General features: G+C 42.4%; 17 protein-coding genes. 16 read left to right on the top strand and 1 reads right to left on the bottom strand.

Translation table 11 applies throughout. The features are described from left to right. The first annotated feature begins 310 nt into the window (after window positions 1–310). The 11 genes from QZL69_RS00950 (at window position 311) to QZL69_RS00900 (ending at window position 11,403) form a co-directional block, all read left to right on the top strand. Window positions 311–706: a hypothetical protein gene (locus QZL69_RS00950; RefSeq protein WP_022213358.1), complete on the top strand. Its 396-nt coding sequence runs from the start codon at window positions 311–313 to the stop codon at window positions 704–706. Between the two features lie 203 nt (window positions 707–909). Then, the gene (locus tag QZL69_RS00945) at window positions 910–2,193 is read left to right on the top strand and encodes an L-aspartate oxidase (RefSeq protein WP_022213357.1); all 1,284 of its coding nucleotides are present in this window, start codon (window positions 910–912) and stop codon (window positions 2,191–2,193) included. Then, window positions 2,190–3,041, top strand: a complete 852-nt coding sequence (gene nadC, locus QZL69_RS00940) for a carboxylating nicotinate-nucleotide diphosphorylase (protein WP_022213356.1) — start codon at window positions 2,190–2,192, stop codon at window positions 3,039–3,041. The genes QZL69_RS00945 and nadC overlap by 4 nt, the downstream gene beginning before the upstream one ends. 14 nt (window positions 3,042–3,055) lie before the next feature. Further along, complete coding sequence (locus QZL69_RS00935; RefSeq protein ID WP_022213355.1) at window positions 3,056–3,607, top strand: transcription repressor NadR; 552 nt, start codon at window positions 3,056–3,058, stop codon at window positions 3,605–3,607. After that, a complete protein-coding gene (nadA, locus tag QZL69_RS00930; RefSeq protein WP_022213354.1) occupies window positions 3,604–4,521 on the top strand; it encodes a quinolinate synthase NadA in 918 nt (305 codons plus the stop codon). Before QZL69_RS00935 ends, nadA begins: the two co-directional genes overlap by 4 nt. Before the next feature lie 255 nt (window positions 4,522–4,776). Then, the gene (locus QZL69_RS00925) at window positions 4,777–5,703 is read left to right on the top strand and encodes a dihydrodipicolinate synthase family protein (RefSeq protein ID WP_005425479.1); all 927 of its coding nucleotides are present in this window, start codon (window positions 4,777–4,779) and stop codon (window positions 5,701–5,703) included. 15 nt (window positions 5,704–5,718) lie between these two features. Beyond that, entirely contained in the window at window positions 5,719–7,221 is a 1,503-nt protein-coding gene (locus QZL69_RS00920; RefSeq protein ID WP_005425477.1) for an FAD-dependent oxidoreductase, read from the top strand. A 34-nt stretch (window positions 7,222–7,255) separates the two neighbouring features. Further along, window positions 7,256–8,134, top strand: coding sequence for a carbohydrate ABC transporter permease (locus tag QZL69_RS00915; RefSeq protein ID WP_005425475.1), 879 nt, complete (start codon window positions 7,256–7,258; stop codon window positions 8,132–8,134). Between the two features lie 11 nt (window positions 8,135–8,145). Beyond that, window positions 8,146–8,997 (top strand): carbohydrate ABC transporter permease, encoded by an 852-nt coding sequence (locus QZL69_RS00910; RefSeq protein ID WP_005425473.1) that lies wholly within the window; start codon window positions 8,146–8,148, stop codon window positions 8,995–8,997. 26 nt (window positions 8,998–9,023) lie between these two features. Further along, a complete protein-coding gene (locus tag QZL69_RS00905) occupies window positions 9,024–10,373 on the top strand; it encodes an ABC transporter substrate-binding protein (RefSeq protein WP_022213353.1) in 1,350 nt (449 codons plus the stop codon). A 268-nt stretch (window positions 10,374–10,641) separates the two neighbouring features. Next, complete coding sequence (locus QZL69_RS00900; protein WP_022213352.1) at window positions 10,642–11,403, top strand: IclR family transcriptional regulator; 762 nt, start codon at window positions 10,642–10,644, stop codon at window positions 11,401–11,403. Window positions 11,404–11,490: 87 nt separating this feature from the next. Here QZL69_RS00900 and rpsT read toward each other — a convergent pair whose 3' ends face one another. After that, window positions 11,491–11,769, bottom strand: coding sequence for a 30S ribosomal protein S20 (gene rpsT / locus QZL69_RS00895; RefSeq protein WP_070100264.1), 279 nt, complete (start codon window positions 11,767–11,769; stop codon window positions 11,491–11,493). Window positions 11,770–12,122: 353 nt separating this feature from the next. Between rpsT and gpr the strand changes: the two genes are divergently transcribed. The 5 genes from gpr to QZL69_RS00870 form a co-directional block, all read left to right on the top strand. Next, the gene (gene gpr / locus QZL69_RS00890) at window positions 12,123–13,031 is read left to right on the top strand and encodes a GPR endopeptidase (protein WP_022213350.1); all 909 of its coding nucleotides are present in this window, start codon (window positions 12,123–12,125) and stop codon (window positions 13,029–13,031) included. A gap of 102 nt (window positions 13,032–13,133) precedes the next feature. Next, complete coding sequence (locus QZL69_RS00885; protein WP_022213349.1) at window positions 13,134–14,492, top strand: stage II sporulation protein P; 1,359 nt, start codon at window positions 13,134–13,136, stop codon at window positions 14,490–14,492. A gap of 160 nt (window positions 14,493–14,652) precedes the next feature. Then, the gene (locus QZL69_RS00880) at window positions 14,653–17,688 is read left to right on the top strand and encodes a DNRLRE domain-containing protein (protein ID WP_022213348.1); all 3,036 of its coding nucleotides are present in this window, start codon (window positions 14,653–14,655) and stop codon (window positions 17,686–17,688) included. A gap of 83 nt (window positions 17,689–17,771) precedes the next feature. Continuing rightward, a complete protein-coding gene (locus QZL69_RS00875) occupies window positions 17,772–20,813 on the top strand; it encodes an RHS repeat-associated core domain-containing protein (RefSeq protein WP_022213347.1) in 3,042 nt (1,013 codons plus the stop codon). 43 nt (window positions 20,814–20,856) lie between these two features. Beyond that, window positions 20,857–21,116, top strand: a 260-nt coding sequence (locus QZL69_RS00870; protein ID WP_291517652.1) for a hypothetical protein, incomplete at its 3' end; no start/stop codon positions are given.

The following is a 21,116-nucleotide window of genomic DNA, read 5'->3' as shown; positions in this document are numbered from 1 at the left end:
CGATATTTAGTCTGACGCCTAAAGCGTCCGGAAGCACGCGACTTCAGTCGTGTGAGGATAGAGTTGTTGATTCACTGAAGACGAAAAGGATGCTAATATAAAACAAAGCATATTTCTCAAAAGTTCAGGGCATTTTTGCCGTCTATTTATTTTCTAAAATCATTTCAGAAATCCATGCTTTTAAATCCAATTAAATTCAGAAAGCAGGGGTTCGAAGTGGCAATGAAAATAGCACGATACGTTCTTGGGCTCCTGCATATGACAGGAAGTACTGACCCTGAATATCAACGAAGGCCATAACAGAGATCTAATGGAGCAGTGCCATATACTGAGAGAATATGCACAATATGTAGCAAAAGTGCGGGAATACGCAAGGACCACTGAACTGAATGCTGCTGTAGAACAGGCAGTAAACGATTGTATTCAAAATGGAATCCTTGCAGAATTCCTTCGAAAGCATAAATCGGAGGTTATCGCGATGAGTATATTCGAATATGACAAAGAAGAGGAAGAAAAGAAACTCCGGAAGGCAGAGTATGAGGCAGGATATAATATAGGATATGACACGGGTTATGGAAGCGGCTATGATATTGGAAAAAAAGAAATAGTACGTCAGATGTTTAATGCAGGAGAGCCATTTGAGAAGATAGCACAGTATACAGGTTATGAAGTCTGTGAACTGAAGAAAATGTTGGAAGAGGTTTGAGGTATAGTAAAGAAAAAGTAAATCATATGTTTATGAAGCTGGTTAGAAGTGAAATCTGACCAGCTTTTTTGATAAATCATATTATTCGTCTTGTTGATGTCTATGACAATATACACAGGTGTCTTGACACCTATCATGTCTGGTGGTATACTGGCGGAAATGATAAAAGGAAAGTCCGGATTATCCGGCGAGAGGATAAAGAAATGAAAGAATATTACGACGCCATAATAGTAGGAACCGGAGCCGCAGGGCTTTACTGCGCTCTGAATCTGCCTTCCAGGATGAAAGTTCTGATGATCACAAAGCAACAGGCAGACCAGTCTGATTCCTTTCTTGCACAGGGCGGAATCTGCATGCTCCGCGGCGAAGAAGATTATGACAACTATTTTGAAGACACCATGCGTGCAGGTCATTACGAAAACAACAAAAAAGCCGTAGACCTCATGATCCGCAGTTCCAACAGCATCATCCGCGATCTCATCCGCCACAATGTCACCTTCGAACGTGATGCAAATGGCGAACTCGCATTCACCAGAGAAGGCGCACACTCACAGCCACGAATCCTTTTTTACGAGGATGTCACAGGCAAACAGATCACTCAGACACTCTTGAGCGAAGCCCAGACTAGGGACAACATCGAGATCTGCGAATACATGACCATGGTCGATCTGATCGCAAAGGACAACATCTGCGGCGGTGTTATCATCATGGATGAGAAGAATAACGTATATCCGGTCCGCTCTCCATATGTAGTCCTTGCCTGCGGCGGTCTCGGCGGACTTTACAAAAACTCCACCAACTTCCCGCACATCGCCGGTGACGGTCTCGGAATTGCAATGAAACATCAGGTAGTACTCGAACATCTGGATTACGTGCAGATCCACCCGACAACCCTGTATTCCCACAAACCAGGTAGACGCTTCCTGATCTCCGAATCTGTAAGAGGCGAGGGAGCACTCTTGTACGATAAGAACGGACAGCGATTCACAGAAGAACTTCAGCCACGTGACCTCTTAAGCCAGGCAATCTTCGCACAGATGGAGAAAGACGACACAGAATTTGTCTGGGAAGACATGCGTCCTCTCGGCGAAGAAACGATCCTGAAACACTTCCCGAATATTTTCCACAGATGCATGGAAGAGGGCTTTGACCCGTGCAAAGAGCTGATCCCGGTAGTTCCGGCACAGCATTACTTCATGGGAGGAATCCAGGCAGACCTCGGAAGCCGCACCTCCATGAAGGGGCTTTATGCCTGCGGTGAGACAAGCTGCAACGGCGTTCACGGCAAAAACCGTCTGGCCAGCAACTCCCTTCTGGAATCTCTGGTCTTTGCAAGAAGGGCAGCAGATGATATTATATTTGCAGGAAAACCGGAAAAATGCCCGGTCAATACAATAGATACCAGCATGTACGAAGACCGCGACGCGATCCTCGACGGCTATCACAAAATGGTATGGAATGAAATCGAAAGGATGAAAAGAGCATGAACGAAATTACAATGAAAATGCAGGCAGATCAGCTGATCCGCATGGCATTACAGGAAGATATCACAAGCGAGGACGTTTCCACAAACGCAGTTATGCCGACTGCAACTAAGGGAACCGTAGACCTTATCGCAAAAGAAGATGGTGTTGTAGCAGGTCTTGACATTTACGCAAGAGTATTTACAATCCTTGACGAAAAAACAGAGATCGATTTTCACTGCAAAGACGGTGATGAAGTCAAAAAAGGTGATCTGATGGCAACGGTAACAGGTGACATCCGTGTTCTCCTTTCCGGAGAGAGAGTAGCACTCAACTACCTTCAGAGAATGAGCGGTATCGCAACCTATACCAGACAGGTTGCAAAACTTCTCGAGGGAAGCAATGTCACTCTTCTTGATACCCGTAAGACCACACCAAACTGCCGTGTATTCGAGAAATATGCAGTAAGAGTCGGAGGCGGCTGTAATCACAGATATAATCTTTCTGATGGAGTTCTTCTTAAAGACAACCACATCGGAGCAGCAGGAAGTGTCACAAAAGCCGTTCAGATGGCAAAAGCTTACGCACCGTTTGTCCGCAAGATCGAGATCGAGGTAGAGACTCTGGATCAGGTTAAAGAAGCAGTAGAGGCAGGAGCAGACATCATCATGCTCGACAACATGACACCGGAAGTAATGAAACAGGCAGTTGAACTGATCGACGGAAGAGCACAGACAGAATGCTCCGGAAACATCACAAAAGAAAATATCCAGAAGATCCGTGAGATCGGCGTTGATTTTGTTTCCAGCGGTGCACTGACACATTCCGCACCGATCCTTGACATTTCCATGAAGAATCTTCATGCAGTGTGAGAGGAGGGAATCTTATGAACACCGCGGAAAGACGTGGAGAAATCCTTAAGATCCTCCACAATGCGGATGCCCCGGTGGCAGCGAGAGAACTGGCAGGCAGATTTGGGGTCAGCCGTCAGGTCATTGTACAGGATCTGGCAGTGATCCGGGCATCTACGCCAGGAATCCTCTCTACAACAAAAGGATATGTGATACAGCAGGACAGTAGTTTTACAAGAGAATTCAAGGTACGCCACAGTCAGGACAAAGCAGCGGAGGAGCTGAATCTGATCGTGGACTGTGGCGGTCATGTCAAAAATATAAGCATCAGCCACCGTGTTTACGGACGAGTTACGGCTGAGATGGATATCCGTTCCAGACAGGATGTAAATGAATTTGCAGAAGCACTCAGGAACAGCCGTTCAACGGTACTTTCAAGTGCCACATCCGGATATCATTACCATTTGATCGAGGCATCCAGTGAGGAGAGACTTGATCTGATCGAGAAACAACTGGGAGAGGCAGGATTCCTTGCACCGCTTCAGCCCTGGGAACAGACTACAGGGAAAGGAAAGATAAAGTTATGACGATCAAAGAAATTCAGCAGGAGATCCTGCGTATGAAAAAAGAGCAGGATGTCTGCATCCTTGCACATGCTTATCAGGGACAGGAGATCCTGGAAGTTGCAGATTATATGGGAGACTCCTACGGACTCAGCGTGCAGGCTGCCAAGAGCGACTGCAGCGGCGTGATCATGTGCGGTGTGCGTTTTATGGCAGAAACCTGCAAAGTATTAAGCCCGGACAAAAAAGTCTGGCTTGCAAACCCGGTTGCAGGATGTCCAATGGCAGAGCAGCTTGACCTGGAAGGTCTTCGCAAACTCAAGGCAGAATATCCGGATCATGCAGTTGTTGCCTACATTAACACAACTTCTGAACTCAAGACAGAGTGCGACGTGTGCGTGACTTCTTCTTCCGCAGTCCAGATCTGCAGCAAACTGGAAAACGACAAGATCCTTTTTATCCCGGACCCGAACCTCGGACGCTTCGTAGCTGAGAAACTTCCGGAGAAAACATTCGCATTCTACAAAGGTGGATGTCCAAGACATATCGTAGTCAGTGCCAAAGATGTCGAAAAAGCAAAACAGGCACATCCGGACGCACTTCTTCTGGTACATCCGGAATGCCGTGAAGAAGTCGTAGAGAAAGCCGACTACGTTGGTTCCACAACAGGAATCATGGATTTTGCAAAAAAATCTCCGAACAAAGAATTCATCATCGGAACAGAGAACAGCATCGTAGAACATTTACAGTTCGAATGCCCGGATAAGAAATTTTATCCACTGTCTGTCATGCTGACCTGTATGAACATGAAGATCACCACTCTGATGGATATTTACAACTGCCTCAAAGGAACAGGCGGAGAAGTGATCGAACTTCCGGAGAATGTAATGGAAGGAGCCGGCCGCTGCATTAACCGTATGGTGGAACTCGGAGGCTGATAAAAGAAGATAATGCAAATGAGCTGCTGCTAAGTGTGATAACTTTCAGCAGCTCATTTAAATATTGGAGATAATATACAAAAAAACACTCAAATATTAGTTGATATAGTCTATTGTGTTAGAAGGATGAATATGATAATATATAAATATAAAGAACGATGTTCAATAATAAAGAACAAAGAGCTCGAGCGATCGAGATTTTTTAAAGATCACCCATGAGAACGGAGTTCAATAATAAAGAACAAGGAGAGCAAGATGGAGAAAAAATTTCCAAATGGCATGTGGCCGGTTATGCTGACTCCCTTACAGCAAAACGGCGATGTAGATTATCCAGCTCTGGAAGAGCTTATAAACTGGTACATAAAGGAAGGATCCTCTGGATTATTTGCGGTGTGCCAGTCAAGTGAAATGTTTTATCTTTCTATGGAAGAAAGAGAAGAACTCACTCGTTTCATCAAAAAAGCAGCAAATGGAAGAGTTCCCGTTATTTCATCAGGTCATGTTTCCTATTCCCTGCATGACCAGATCCAGGAGTTAAACGGAATTGCCGAAGCAGGCGCAGATGCAGTAATCCTTTTATCCAACCGTCTGGCAGCGGCAAATGAATCTGACGAAGTTCTGATCGAAAGATTAAAGAATATCATGAGTGAACTTCCAGAAAATCTTCCGCTTGGATTTTATGAATGCCCATATCCGTACAAAAGAATTCTTTCTCCAAAAGTTGTAGAATTTTGTGCGGACAGTGGAAGGTTTTATTTCCTGAAAGACACATGTTGTGATATCGAGGGAATCAGGAAAAAACTTGAGATCATGAAAGGCAGCAATATGAAATTATACAATGCCAATACTTCCACACTTCTGGAAAGTATGAAGTATGGTGCGGCTGGCTACAGCGGAGTTATGGCGAACTTCCACCCGGCACTGTATGCATGGCTGCTGGAGAACTGGGAAAAGGAACCTGAGAAGGCAGAATATTTACAGGATATACTTACACCGTGTTCTTTCATAGAACTGAAAAACTATCCGTTAAGTGCAAAAACATATCTTGCGAAAGAAATCGGATTTTCCATCAAAGCACGGACTAGAAAAAATACAGCAGACTATATCAGTGAAACAGAGTTGTCAGAGTTACGACAGATAAAAGAACTTTCAGACAGAGCAATGGAATTTATTTCAAAATAAGAAGGAGAGATAAAGATGAAACAGATTTATGATGTTATTGTTGTAGGCGGTGGACCGGCGGGAATCATGGCAGCAATGGCTTCCGGAAAATTAGGCGCAGATACACTTCTTATTGAAAAGAACGGATTCTTAGGTGGAGCGGCAACAGCCAGTGTCCTTGGCCCGATTTCTCCGTTTCATTATAAAGATGAACAGGTGATCAATGGTATTCCACAGGATTTTATGGATCGTATGGTAAAAGAAGCCGGAAGTACCGGGCATATGAAAACGCTGGATCCTTATGGAAGTGGAGATTCTCTTGGATTCTATGACAGGGAAAAGTATAAATATGTAGCGGTTGAAATGCTGAAAGAATTTGGCGTAGATATTCTGTATCATTCCATGATCGATTCTGTAGACTGCGATAACTTTAAACTGACTGGACTCACAACCGTTTCAAAAGGCGGAGACAGACTTCACTTTTCTGCTCACGTTATCGTAGATGCGACCGGTGATGGGGACATTGCTGTAAGGTGTGGAGAAAATTACTGCATCGGTGATCCGGTGGAACACAAATTTAGTCCTTCTTCCGCAATGTTTGAGATGGCAAATGTAGATACAGAAAAAGTATTCCGCTACATTCAGGAGAATCAGGAAGATTTTGAATTTTTATCAGATATCGTTCCAATGAGAGAGTTTGATGATCGACTGAAACAGCATTATTTTGTTGGACAGGGATTTAAGAAGCTGGTAAAAAAAGCAGTCGAGGCAGGTGACCTGGAATTTGGACGAGACTCCGTGATCGTACTGAATGGCATTCATCCAAACACCATGCATTTTAATGCGACCAGAATCTGCGGACTGGATGCTACGGATGTCGTAAAGAGAACAGAAAGCGAGATTGACGGAAGAAGGCAGATCAATTCTGTATCAGAATTTATGATTAAGTATGTTCCGGGATTTGAAAATGCATTTGTAAGCGTTACCAATGCTGAGATTGGCGTTCGTGAAACAAGACATATCGAAGGCATGCATACACTTACCGGCATGGATGTCTACGAAGGAAGAAAATTCGAGGATGTAGTTTCAAGAGGATATTTTCCGATCGACCTTCACAATCCGGATGGAAAAGAAGGATATGGAAACGGTGGTGTGTGGAAAGTTCCGAAAGACACTTATGATATTCCGTACAGATGTCTGATCCCAAAACATATTGATGGACTGATCCTTTCCGGCCGGTGCATTTCTGGAACAAGTGAGGCTCATGGATCTTACAGAACACAGGGCGGTATCATGGGAATCGGACAGGCTTCCGGTGTTGCAGCAGCTGTGTGTGCAAAGAACCATGTCCAGCCAAGAGAGCAGGAAGTAAAAGAAATTCAGGAAGAACTGATTCGCCTTGGTGCTTCTGTTTACAGAGATGAAGAAAAGGCAAAAGCAGAAAAAGCGAGAGCAAGAAAGATCGCACAGGAATACATCAAAGAACATGAAGGCAATCTGATCACTCTTCCAGAAATTTTGAAGGAATATGAGGATTAAAAACTGAAACTTTCAGCGAAAAGGGAGTAACACAATGGAAAAAATGAGAAAAAAGAAAGGTGATACCGGAAGAGCAATTCTTTTTCTTGCACCGGCGTTACTGTTGATATGCTGCTTTACTGTTATTCCGATTTTTGAAGCTGTATATACCAGTTTTCACAAAACGCAGTATGCAATGGTTGGGGAATTTGTAGGATTGAAAAATTATATATCTGTTATGGTTGAGTCAGATGGACTGAAAAATATAATCAATTCAATTGTTTATGTAGTTTTATCCCTGCTACTGGCGATGCCGATCGGTATCGGAGTCGGAACTCTTCTGAACCGAAAGATTAGAGGAATGACAATTTTCCGTACTATGATCATCATTCCTTGGACATTATCGCAGACAGTTACTGCGCTCCTGTGGAAATGGCTTCTTAATGGAAACTATGGACTGATCACCTCCTGGGCTTATCAGCTGACAGGTAAAAAAATGGATCTTTTCAGTTCAGCAATCATTGCAAAAATCCTGGTAGTTATTGTAAACGTATGGAATACGGTTCCGGTCGTAATTATTCTGACTATAGCAGCACTGCAGACGATTTCGCCGGAGTTGATCGAGGCGGCGCAGGTAGATGGTGCTTCAAGAAAAATGATCTACTGGAAACTGACTCTCCCGATGATCCGTCCGACCATGGTCACTGCACTTGTTATGCAGAGTATTGAATATTTCAATATGGTAACTTTAATCTACGTACTGACAGCAGGCGGACCGTTTAATGCGACACAGACACTGAGTCTGGCAGCTTATCAGAATGGATTTGACTATTGGCATATGGACATAGCAGCAGCGTACAGTATTATTATCTTCCTTCTGAATATTGTATTTAGTCTGTTTTATGTAAGAATCCTGAAAACCAACGACAATTAGGAGGCGAAACAATGGGAAAAAGAAAAAGTTCTCTTGGTAAAACGCCGGGGCTGGATTTTCTGACGGTTATTGCCCTTATCGCAGCAGCGATCGTTTCATTGTTTCCGGTTCTGTGGGGGCTGTCCACTGCACTGAAAACGGACAGTGCAGTGACAATGTTTCCACCGGAGATCATACCAAAAGAAATTACATGGAATAACTTTATTGATGTAGTTACGAAATCTGACTTTATGCTCTATATGAAAAACAGTCTGCTTATAACACTGATCAGTATCGTGATGGCAACATTTGTAGCAGCTCATGCGGCATACGCGCTTACATTCTTTAACATCCGATTCAGAAAAGGAATTTCCTTCTTTATATTGATGACCAGTATGGTACCGCCAGTTGCACTTCTTGTACCACTGTACATGCTCAGTGTAAAACTGAATCTGTATAATACAAGGATTCTTCTGGTACTGATCTATACTGCATGGAGGACGCCGATCCTTACATGGATCATGGAAGGTTTTTTCCGGAAACTTCCTATGGAAATTGTAGAAGCAGGAATCATTGATGGCTGTTCGAAATCAAAAGCTTTTTATAAACTGATCCTTCCGATTTCCCAGCCGGGTATTGTATCAGCAGCACTTCTTTCGGCAGTGTATGTATGGAATGATTATCTTGTATCAAGTTCCTTTATTACAGCAAGCGAGAAGAAAATGATTTCAGTAGGCCTTTATCAGTATATTACGCAGTATGGTATTAAATGGGGACTTCTGATGGCAGCAGTTATGATTTCAATTATTCCGATCATTATTCTGTTCATCTGTATGCAGAAAAGATTTGTGGAAGGAATGGCGGCAGGAGCAGTCAAGGGATAATGCGACAAGAAAAGGAGAAGAGATTTATGAAGGCAAAAACATTAAAAAAAGGTTTGGGTATTGCACTTTCTATGGCTATGACTATGTCACTGTTTGGCTGCGGTTCGGGGGATTCTGCAAAAGAACAGGCATCGGATACTTCGGAAACTACAGAGGTTGCAGAGAATACAGACTCAAAAGATTCTGACACGGATAAAGGCGGAAAGGATATGACTTTCTGGATCTTTCTGGATCCAAAATCTACCGAAGATCCGAGAAGTGTGGTGCTGTCTAATATTGTAAAAGAATATAATGAGACCAACCAATATGGAAATACAGTTACGGTAGAAAGTTTCAACTACAGTGTATTTGAATCCCAGGCAATCCAGGCAGCGGCAGCAGGAAAAGGCCCGGATATCATTAACTGTTTCTCTGATCAGCTGAAACAGCATATAGATGCCGGAACAGTTCAGCCAATGACGGATTATGCGAAAGATTTTATTACCGAGATGGGAGATTATATTTATACCTCAGATAAACTCACCCAGAGTGATGGGGAAATTTATTCCCTTCCATGGGAAAGCCGTGTAACTGCAATGTGGTACAGAAGCGATCTTTATGACAGTGCTCCACAGTCATGGGATGATCTGCTTGAACAGAGTTCGAAAGCATCTACGGATACTTCCCTTGGTTTTGCGCTCGGATTAAGCGAAGATGGAAATGGAACCGGACTTATTGAGACATTTATTCCGTGGATCCGTTCGGCTGGCGGTGATTTCTTGGATAAAGATGGAAAAGCAGTATTTAACAGTGATGCAGGCGTAAAAGTTGTTAATTTCATCAAAGAACTGGTTGATAATGGCTCTATGGATCAGACAACCATGAACATGGCATATGATGATGTGGTAGATGCATTTAAGAGTGGTACTGTGGATGCTGTAAATGCAGGAACACAGCGTGCAGCAACGATCATGACTTCAAATTATGCAGAGGATTTTGCCTCCTGCCCGATCCCTGGAGAAAAAGAGGGTGAATCTGCACCGGCATATGTAGCTGGTCAGACACTTGCAATCGGTAAATATGCACAGGATCCGGAAATGGCAATGGATTTCATTAAATTCTATCTGTCTGAAGAGAATCAGATCCAGTGGGTATCTGCAAATTGTATGCCGGTTCGTACAGGTGTGTTTGATGATGAATCCGTCAAAGAGAATGAGATGTATGACAGTATGCAGATGTGGAGTGAATATGCAAAAACCGGTGAAATTACATTTTATCCGGCAGATTACACAGAACTCTGTACAAAACTTGTAAAGGCAGTTCAGAATGTAGTGTTCCAGGATGCGGACGCGAAGACGGAACTGGATGAAGTTGCTGAATGGTATAATAATAAGTAACTGCCTGGCAGAAAACAAACTGACAGAGAACGGGGTATGCGCTGCACATGCCCTGTTTTTTGTGCAAAATAGATATAATAAACGAAAATATTGCAATTTTATAATAAAATATGGAAAAATCTTGAATGAAAAAATTGCAGATGTTATAATATTATACAAAAAAATCTTTGCCTGCGATGGAAATTAGAATGATACATTAGAACAGATGATGGGGCTATGTATGAAAAAGAAATGACATTATCAAGGCAGGAAGGAGAAGAATCAATATATGGTAGATAATAATGAGATTAAAGTGAAAAGTCTTCAAAAAGCACTGGAAATTCTGAATCTTTTTACAGTCAAACCTGTACTCGGAGTGACTGAGATCAGTGAATACTTTGGAATATACAAAAGTACAGTACATAATATTTTGTCTACGCTTAAGGCAATGGAATATCTGGAGCAGGACGAAGAGACAGGAAAATATCGTCTGGGTATTCAGGTGTTTACTTTAAGCAAAGCGCTTGGAGATACGTATTCTATCACAAAGATTGCGACACCGTACCTGCAGGAGCTTTCTAATCAGACAAGGGAACGAGTATATCTGGCAGTGCCGTACCGATCAGAAGTTTTGTATCTGGATTCCATGTATCCGGCAGATTCTGTTGAACTGATGCGTTCAATTCTTGGCGAGAGGGCACAGATGTACTGCACTGGAATTGGCAAAGCAATGCTGGCGAATATGAATGAGCGTACGATAGAGGATTATCTGACTACACATGAGATGAAGGCGTTTACGGAAAATAGTATTACGGATAAGGAAGAATTCAGGCAGGAGCTTTTACGCACGCGTCAGAGAGGATATGCAATCGATGATATGGAGCATGAGTTTGGAATAAAATGTGTTGCAATGCCGATATTTGACCGTAACAAAAATGTTTATGCGGCGATCAGTATCAGTGGACTGGCACATCATTTTACCAGTGAACATATTGCGGAATGGGCAATCCTTTTGAAAAAGTACATTAGCAAGATTGAAAACAGATTATAAATAAAGGCAATAAAAAAGACAGTCACTGACGGTTTGTGACTGTCCTTTTAATTATAAGCTTATAATTAAAAACTGTAATTTCCTGAATTAGCCAATGCTGTTGACAGCTTTAGACAGACGGGAAATCTTTCTTGCACAGTTGTTTTTGTGATAAACACCTTTAGATGTTGCTTTGCTGATTGTAGAGATAGCCTCTGTAAGAGCAGCCTGTGCAGCAGCTTTATCGTTTTTCTGAACTGCAGTTTCTACTTTCTTGATGGAAGTTTTAACAGCAGAACGGATAGATTTGTTTCTAGCAGCTTTAGTTCTGTTTACTAAAATTCTTTTCTTTGCAGATTTGATGTTAGCCAATTGGTACACCTCCATTTCAGATTTATAATAATGTGTCGTTGTCACAGAAACAGACACGGGCGTTCCTGTAAACATGCTTATATATATTATTATATTTATCCTGGATTGTCAATAGGAAAATCCATAAATGTCAAAAAAATGACAGAATATAGCAACTTTGAAAGTCTGACCAGATTTATCCTTGGTTTTTTGTACATAATTATTCCGGGAATTACAAAAAGTAATAGTGATGGTTCAGTACTTTCACAGTTATGCACGATATACAAGGCAAAATCCTGGCATTGCAGGTGATCTGGAAGGGATTTTGACCAGGTTACTGTGAATGGGGAGAACAGTAATCAAATCATACAGCATCAGGAGGATACGATATGGCTGGCAGCAGAAGGATTCGAACAGACCTTGCACTGGAAACAACGGAGCGGTTTGCACAGGAAAATACGGAGATCCGGGGTGTGGAGATCCAGGAAGACTACGATGAGGAAAAAGACATCCGGACAACGGTCGTGAAGATTGTCACAGAAAACGGGGCGAAGTCCATGGGGCGTCCGCAAGGAAATTATATTACAATAGAAGCTCCGGATCTTTCAAATGCGGATGAGGATTATCACAGAGAAATTTCACAGGAGATCTCACGGCATCTGAGAGAATTGATCGATCTGGAAAAGGAGCGGTCGATCCTTGTAGTGGGACTTGGAAATGCGGCGATCACAGCAGATGCACTGGGACCGCATGTGATCGAGAACCTTCATATGACACGGCATCTCATAAGGGAGTATGGGATTCGCGGGATCGGGCAGGAAAAAATACACTGCGTCAGCGGGATCGTGCCGGGTGTTATGGCGCAGACAGGGATGGAGACAGCGGAGATCGTGCAGGGCGTTGTCTCAGAGACAAAGCCAGATGTGGTGGTTGCAATCGATGCACTTGCAGCGCGGAGCGTGCGGAGGTTGAACCGGACGATCCAGATCACAGATACGGGAATTCACCCGGGATCCGGAGTAGGAAATCACAGGAATGGTCTCACGGAAGAAAATCTTCAGGTGAAAGTGATCGGGATCGGCGTGCCGACAGTTGTGGATGCGGCGACGATCGTGCATGATTCAATGGAGCACCTTCTGGATGCATTGGAGGAAACGGAGCAGAAGGAATTTCTGGAGGAGATGATCGCACCGAATCTTTACAGTATGTTTGTGACACCGAAGGATGTGGACGAGACGGTGAAATATCTGAGCTTTACGATCTCAGAAGGGCTGAATATCGCTTTTTCTGAAGTGTGATCGCATGCAGTGGAAGTGGATTCTGTAAATGGAAGGAAGAGTAACAGGAACGGGCATAATTCCGGGGCTTTTATCATAGGATACCTTGAAAGAGGTGATTCTGTGACAAGGACCCGGAAGACGATCTGTACTCTCATGTGCCTGGCTTTTTTTGCTGTGCTGGCAGTGATGCCGGGTTCTTTTATCCTGCAGAAAAATGTGTACAGGCAGCTGCCGCTGTTTCGATTTCTTGAGCGGAAAGCTGCCCGTGATTTCCAGCGGAAAGACCCCGATACGTATGCGAAGATTGTGGAAAACCATACGGAATCTCTCGGCGCGATGGTGGAAAAAGAGAATGAAGAGGTGCGGGACGAGCAGGAGAAAGCCGTGGCGGAGAATTCTGTGGGACAGGCTGAAGATGTAGAGAGAAAAACAGAAGATGTGGAGCCAACAGAGACGACAGAAGGTGTGAAGAAAACAGAGTCGACAGTTACAGCGGAGGCAGAACCGGGACAGGCACAGACAGAAATAAAGACAAAAGAAGAGGATAAACAGCAGCAAAAAGAGCCTTCTGAAGATGAAAATATAAAACAGACAGAAAAAGATTCTGAAAAAGAAACAGATAAATCTCAGCAGGACAAACCTGCCACTGTCATACCGGAAGTAACGCAGACTATCTTGGCTTCAAACAGCATACAGCCTGCACCGCGCATCGACCTCTCACCGCAGACCCTCGCAGATTACGACTACCTCATGAATCAGTTTTTCATCGTAGATTCACAGACCACTACAAATGCAGATCAGTTAAATGCAGCAGAACTTCTCGGAGAAGACCTGACCATACAGAAAGATGCCGCGAAACCGCAGATTTTGCTCTATCATACACATTCGCAGGAAGCTTTTGCGGATTCAAGAGAAGGCGCGGTTGAAGATACGATCATCGGTGTGGGAAATTACCTGACAGAACTACTGGCTAAAAACTACGGATATCAGGTGATTCACGTGACAGAAGCCTTCGATATGGAAAGCGGCGAGCTGGACCGCAGTGCCGCCTATGATTATGCGGGACCGTATCTGGAAATGATTCTGGAAGAAAATCCTTCGATAGAAGTTGTGATCGACCTCCACCGTGACGGCGTGCCCGAAAACCGACACCTCGTGACTGAGATCAATGGAAAACCAACCGCGCAGATCATGTTTTACAATGGACTGAGCTATACGATCGCGCGAGGAAACCTTACTTATCTGCCGAACCCATACATTCAGGACAACCTGGCGTTTTCATTCCAGATGGAATACCAGGCGGCACAGTATTATCCAGATTTTTACAGAGGTATCTACCTCGCCGGATACCGTTACAACCTCCACCTGCGCCCAAGATCCGTCCTCGTCGAAGCCGGAGCCCAGACCAACACCGTCCAGGAAGTAAAAAACGCTATGGAGCCATTCGCAGATATTTTAAACCGCGTACTGCAAAATTAAAAATGGAATCCTGGAATATAAAAACATATCATAACTGGTAACAAAGCAATCTGTTTTGATATATACAAACGTATGTTCTTGATATATGATTTTAAATGTAAATTAATTCCGGAAAATTTACATTATCTAAAATAAAATCATATAAAAGGAGAACATACAAATGACAAAAGAAAAAATTACACGCTCAGAATTAAAAGAGAAACGTACAGCAAACCGTAAGGTGTTCGAAAATCAGGATCACTCCCGAACAGTAGAAATCTATATGGAACCAGTCCATTATGAAGATGAGGATGGAAGCTGGAAAGAAATGGATGACACATTAGAGGAAGTTGCATTTGGAAGAAGTATTGGCGGAACGGGAAACAGAAAATTCTGCAATAATAAAGGCAAGCTGGCGATTCAGCTGATGGACAGTGCAGAACCGGCAGCAACGGCATCACTTACAATGGACACTTGTGCTCTACGATGGGGAATGGAAGGTGCAGCGGCTTCTGTTAAAGCTGAAAAAACAGAAGCGATTCTTCTTAAATCAGAAAATCTGGAAGAGAATATTTGCCGCATTACATTTCTCCCGAATCAGATGTGGTTGAAAGCCCAGGAACGTATCTACCCAGTTGTGATCGACCCGGTAACAACTACATCAAAGAAAGCTTCCGAAATCTATGATGCCCATGTGGATTCTCTGTATGAAGAGGATAATTTTCAGAAAAGTATTATTCTGAAAACGATGGGAGGAGATGAAGTACAGAGAAGCTTTATACGTTTTGAGCTTCCTGAAATGAAAACCGGAGATATGGTAGTGAGTGCCAGACTGGTGCTTGTATCTCTGGCAGAGGACAACAAAGAACGTACTGTAGAAGTACATAAAGTTCTTCATGCATGGAACTCGAATTCTATTAACTGGTATAATAAGCCGCTGTACTCTGAAACAATAGAAGATCTGTGCTGTTATAAAGGCGATAAACAGAAATATATCACCATGGATATCACCCGTATGGTGAAAGACTGGTATCAGAATGGTGGAAACTATGGTCTGATGCTGAAAGACGATTATGAATTATCTGGATATACAGAATTTCTTTCATCCGATTGTGACAATGGATACCAGGATATGAGACCGAGAATTGATATTTCTTATGTGAACTATTCTGGTCTGGAAGATTACTGGACTTATCACAGTCAGGATGCGGGAAGAGCCGGGACAGTTCATGTGAATGATTATAATGGAAATCTGATCATGATTCATGACACGATGAACACAGAAGGCAGCCTTGAGCCTATGGCACTTTCGCATGTGTATAACAGTAACAACTGTGCCACAGATCTGGGATATGGATATGGATTTGCACTGAACTATCATCAGACACTGGTAAAAACAAAGATTGGAGGCACTGATTATTACAAACATACAGACGGAGATGGTACGATTCATTATTTTTATTATGATTCTACTGAGAAGAAATGGAAAGACGAATCTGGTCTGGAGCAGACTCTCACAATTCACACGGATGGAACAGAGCAGCTTGTAATTCATGACAAAGAAGATAATCAGCTCCGGTTCCGTAATGGATGGCTGGTAAAAGTTCAGGATAAAAATGGAAATTGTTTATCCATATCCTGGGCAGAGCAGAGAATCATTTCCATTACAGATGGATCAGGAAGAAAAACAACGCTTGATTACCTGTTAGACAATAATGGAAAACGTACTACACTGACACAGATTACAGGTCCTTCCGGAAATAAAAAGACATTTACTTACGGCAGCGGCAATCTTACAGGCATTACAGATATTGACGGCGAAAAAGTAAAATACGTCTACAATGGAAATCATATGCTGACAGAAGTTCATAATATTGACGGATATTCTGTAAAATACGGTTATTACGGAACAAAACCTTATCGTGTAAAGAGTATTACAGAATATGCCGGAACACAGAAGGGCAACAGTCTGTCTCTGACTTATGGATACAACAGCACGAAGTTTACAGACAATAAAAAACGAAGCGAAATATACCGTTTTAACAACAGCGGAAACCTGATTCACATTCATGATGGATTCGGACATGCAGCCAGTGGAAAATATAACTGCAGTGGAAATCATGTGAATTGCCTGGAAAATGCAACAAAGTTACAGACAAATGTTGTTCAGCTTCTGAAAGATCCGATCATTCAGGCTGCAACGTGTGGCTGGAAAACAGAAATCAGTTCAGATGGCAGCGGAAAGACTGAAATCAATACGAATACTGCGTTATGTAAAGTTGGCAATCGATCATTAAAACTGGAGAGCACGGCAAAGACAGGATCTGTATGCTGGTATCAGGATGTGTCACTTCTCAAAGGACAGACATACACAGTTTCTATGTTTGTAAAAGTTACAAAAATGGATCGTGCATCAGACGGTGCAGTGTTCTTGAGAGCAAAATATCAGGATAAGGATAATGTATGGCATTATGAAGACAGTGAACAGCTGAAATCGACAACAACAGATTTTATCCATCTGCACAAAACATTTACACTTCCGGCAGATATTGTAAAAACTTCTGTGAGAGTTTATCTGGTGGCAATGCATACGATCTGCACAGTATATGGTGATATGGCACAGCTGGAAACAGGAAGTACAGTCAGCCGCTGCAATCTGGTGGATAATGGAGACTTCCATCTTGGAACCACATCTGGTTTTACAAAAACAGGAAGTTTTGAGGATGGACTGACTTCTGTTGGAACCTCTAATATTATTCCGGTGCAGAGTGCAATCGTCGTGTCTGCTGCAAAGAGTACAGTCTATGCAACTCCATCCTTAAACGGCACAAAGGTTGTGGAAGTGACAAAAGGTACACATCTGTATGCACTCTGTTATGAGAAAAATGAAGATATCTACTGGTACAAGGTACGTACTGCGGCAGGAAAGCGGGGATATCTTCATGGTGGTCATGCAACTGCGTATCTGGGAGGCAATACAGGAGACCATTCGGCAGTGGTTGGAGTTTCCGGTGCGGTTTTACGATCTTCAGCATCGGACAGCGGAAGCATTGTAGAAGAAGCAATTCCAAGAGGAACATGTGCGGCGGTGCGTTCTGTAAAAACAGATGCGGATGGAAAAAACTGGCTCTATCTGGGAATGCAGATTGATAAAAAACGCTATACCGGATACATGAAAGAAGATTCTGCTTTGTCCCATCCAGATATTGCACATTAAAGCAGGAACCGGCAGTATACCGTCTGGCATCAGAAACAGTCACAGAAGGTGTCGGAGGACTGGAAAAACATATTTTCCGCTTTATGGGTGAGCCGAAAGTATCCAAACGACTGACAAAGGTTCTGGATCTTACAGGAAAGAAAGGCGATACCTTCATGGTAAACGCATGGGGAAGGGGAACCTGTCTTTCGAAAACAGACAATGATAAGAATCGCCGATTTGGTGTCGAAGTTGTTTTTGTGGCAGCAGATGACACAACTGATGTGCATTACACAAATTTCAGCCCGGATATTCTGGACTGGCAGTTCCTGAGTGATATTTATGTCGCCAAGAAAGACTACAGCAAAGTAAAAATTTCCTATACTTATTGCAAAAATGCAAATACAGCGTATTTTGACGGTCTGTCTCTTTATCGTGAAGAGTTTGGACAGACCTATACATATGATGATAAGAACAACCTGGTTTCAGCGGTAGATTCTCAGAAGAATGCAACAAAATTTGAGTACAATGCCGGAAGTGATCTGACGGGTATTACAGATCCGAAGGGAAGCAAATACACTTACACATATGACAAAAAACATAATGTGATCAGTGGAAAATCTTCTATGGGAATTCTGAACCGACTTGTCTACGATGATAAAGGAAATATTACACGCAGCGGAGTTGTGAAGCCGGATGAAACGGAGAAAGGCATCTGGGTGGAACGTACTTTTACTGCTGACAAGAACCATGTATCAGCTGTGACCGATGCAGAAGGAAATAAAGTACAGTATGAATGGGATACATCCAGAGATCTGCTCCGCTCACTGACGGATGGGGAAGGAAACAAGCTTTCCTATGGTTATGATAAGGCAGAACGTCTTATATCTGTTTCTCAGAATGTAACGGTTGATGGAAAAAAACAGGTGGTAAAAAACATCTACACCTACACAAAAGACAGGCTTGCGGGGATTGAGCATAATGGATTTAGCTATGGATTTACCTATGACGTGTTTGGAAACACTGCTGCTGCATCAATTGCAGGTAATCAGGTGGTTTCTTATGAGTACGAAGCACAGAATGGAAAGCTGCTGAAAACAATTTATGCAAATGGCGATGAAATTCGCTACACTTACGACACACAGGATCGTTTTTCTATAAGCTATCTGAAGCCAGCAGGATCATCAGAACAGCGACTGAACAGTTATATTTATAATAAAGAGGGAAGCCTTTGCAAGGTGACAAATCATTTATCTGGCAAAACTTATGAACTGGATTATGATTTCCTTGACCGACTGATGCGTGTACGTGACGAAAGCGGCGTATGCTATGAATATACTTATGATGCAAATAATCAGATGATCAGAATGTTCCATACAGATGGCAGAGCAAAACTGACAACAGGATATACCTATGATAAGGATGGACGAGAAAAAGAAGTTCGTGTGGCAGGTAAATTTACCAGATCTACAGATTATGACAATCTTGGAAGAGTAACCAAACAAAGTTTTTCTGCGGAGAACGGTGATACAAGTATGTCTATGACATATAAATATCCAGATGCAGAGAAAAATAAAGAATACGCATTACCGTCTGAAATGGATGTACAGGAATGCAGCTACAGTTATAAATATGATCGAAACGGAAATATTACGGAAATTCAAAGAGTACCACATAAGGGTTCGACAGAGAAAATTTTAAAAGACACCTTCCAGTATGATGAACGTAATCAGCTGATTCGTGAAAACAGTCAGAGCCAGGACAAAACAATTGTCTATGCATACGATCAGGGTGGCAATCTGAAGTCTGTAAAAGAATATGCGTACACCGAGGGAACCTTACCGGAAACTCCGGTTCACGAGGAAACTGGTACATACAGTAGCACATGGAAAGACCAGCTCCTGAATTGGGATGGTACTGCCATGACTTATGATGCAGTCGGCAATATGCTTACCAGGGGAGATACTGTTTACACATGGACGATGGGACGTAAACTTGCCTGTGTAGATAATGGTAGAAAAGCTCAGTATTTTTATGATCATACCGGTGCCAGAGTGAAGAAAGTGGTGGATGGCGTTATCACAAATTATCATATGGCAGGAGATCTGCTTGCATCTGAAACCTGTAATGGAGGGACTACATGGTATGTTTATGATTCAGGTGCAAATCTTGTGGCAATAATTATTGCTGGAAAATACTATTACTACGTGAGAAATGTTCAGAATGATATTGTGGCACTGGTTGACGATTCTGGAAAAACTGTAGTAAACTATGTTTATGACAGTTGGGGAAAACTGTTAAGCATTACCGGCAGCCTCAAAGACACCGTAGGCATCCAGAACCCATTCCGCTACAGAGGTTATTATTACGACAATGAAACAGGAATGTACTATCTCAAAAACCGGTATTATGACCCGGGGTTGAGAAGGTTTATTGGGTCTGATGCAATAACAACAGTGGAAGCATCATTAGAAACTTTTCATAATAGAAATCTTTATATTTATTGTAACCAGAATCCAATTGTAAGAAGCGATAGTAAGGGTAATATATGGCAGGTGTTATTGGCCGGAGCAGTCGGTGCTGGAATTTCTCTCGGTTATCAGTTAGTATTTGAAAAAAAAGAGTTGAACATGAAAACTGTTGCACAGGCTACGTTAGATGGTATTGTAATGGCAGTAGGTGCGAGTGCTGCAACGGTAGGATGGCAAATTGTCACAAATGTAGCAACAAGTGTGATAAGTGGAATTATGAACGAAGATGATGGTATGGAAATTGCGTGTCAGGCTACAGTTAGTGGAGCTCTTGCATATTTTGGTGGCAAAGGAAATGACTTTGCAGGCATAGAAGCTAAATGGAAATTTAAAGTTAGTAGTAATGCTGAAGTAAAGGACATAAATATAAGAACGCAGTTAAATGAAATTGCAGGAAATCAGTTCAAACGAAAAACTAAAAGAGGAATTTATAATATGACTAGTTCGACAGTAAGAGGAAATGGGGCTTCAAGAGGTGTCTCAAAAGGATATTCTGGTTATATGGGACCGATTATAGGAGAAGAACGGAGATATAATGGAAAAGTTACGATATATTCACATTTGTATTATGGAAAAGACAAATCAATTGTAAAGCGTGTATATAAGATCGTATGATGTTATCCCGAATCTTCATCTGAAAGGAATTAGGTGAAAAGATGTGTTGGAGTTAATAAAAGAAATCATAGTAGTTATATTGGCGATTGATATAATTTGTAAAGGGTGTCAGAGACACATGCTTAGGCCGTATAGTAAGGGAGGGAATATTTTTAGTGATGAAAATACTCGAATTGCAATGCGTGAGAATGCCTCAAATCCGTTATTTGTAAAAGGACATTTCAGGAAAAATTATAAGAGAAATATATATAGAAAAATGTCAAATTTGAACAATGTCATTAACTTTATCAAAAAGCAGAAATC

This window comes from Blautia sp. CAG:237, assembly GCF_000436615.1.
Taxonomy (GTDB): domain Bacteria; phylum Bacillota; class Clostridia; order Lachnospirales; family Lachnospiraceae; genus Blautia_A; species Blautia_A intestinihominis.
Note: the sequence above shows the minus strand (reverse complement) of the source record. Positions and strands in the feature narration are given on the sequence as shown.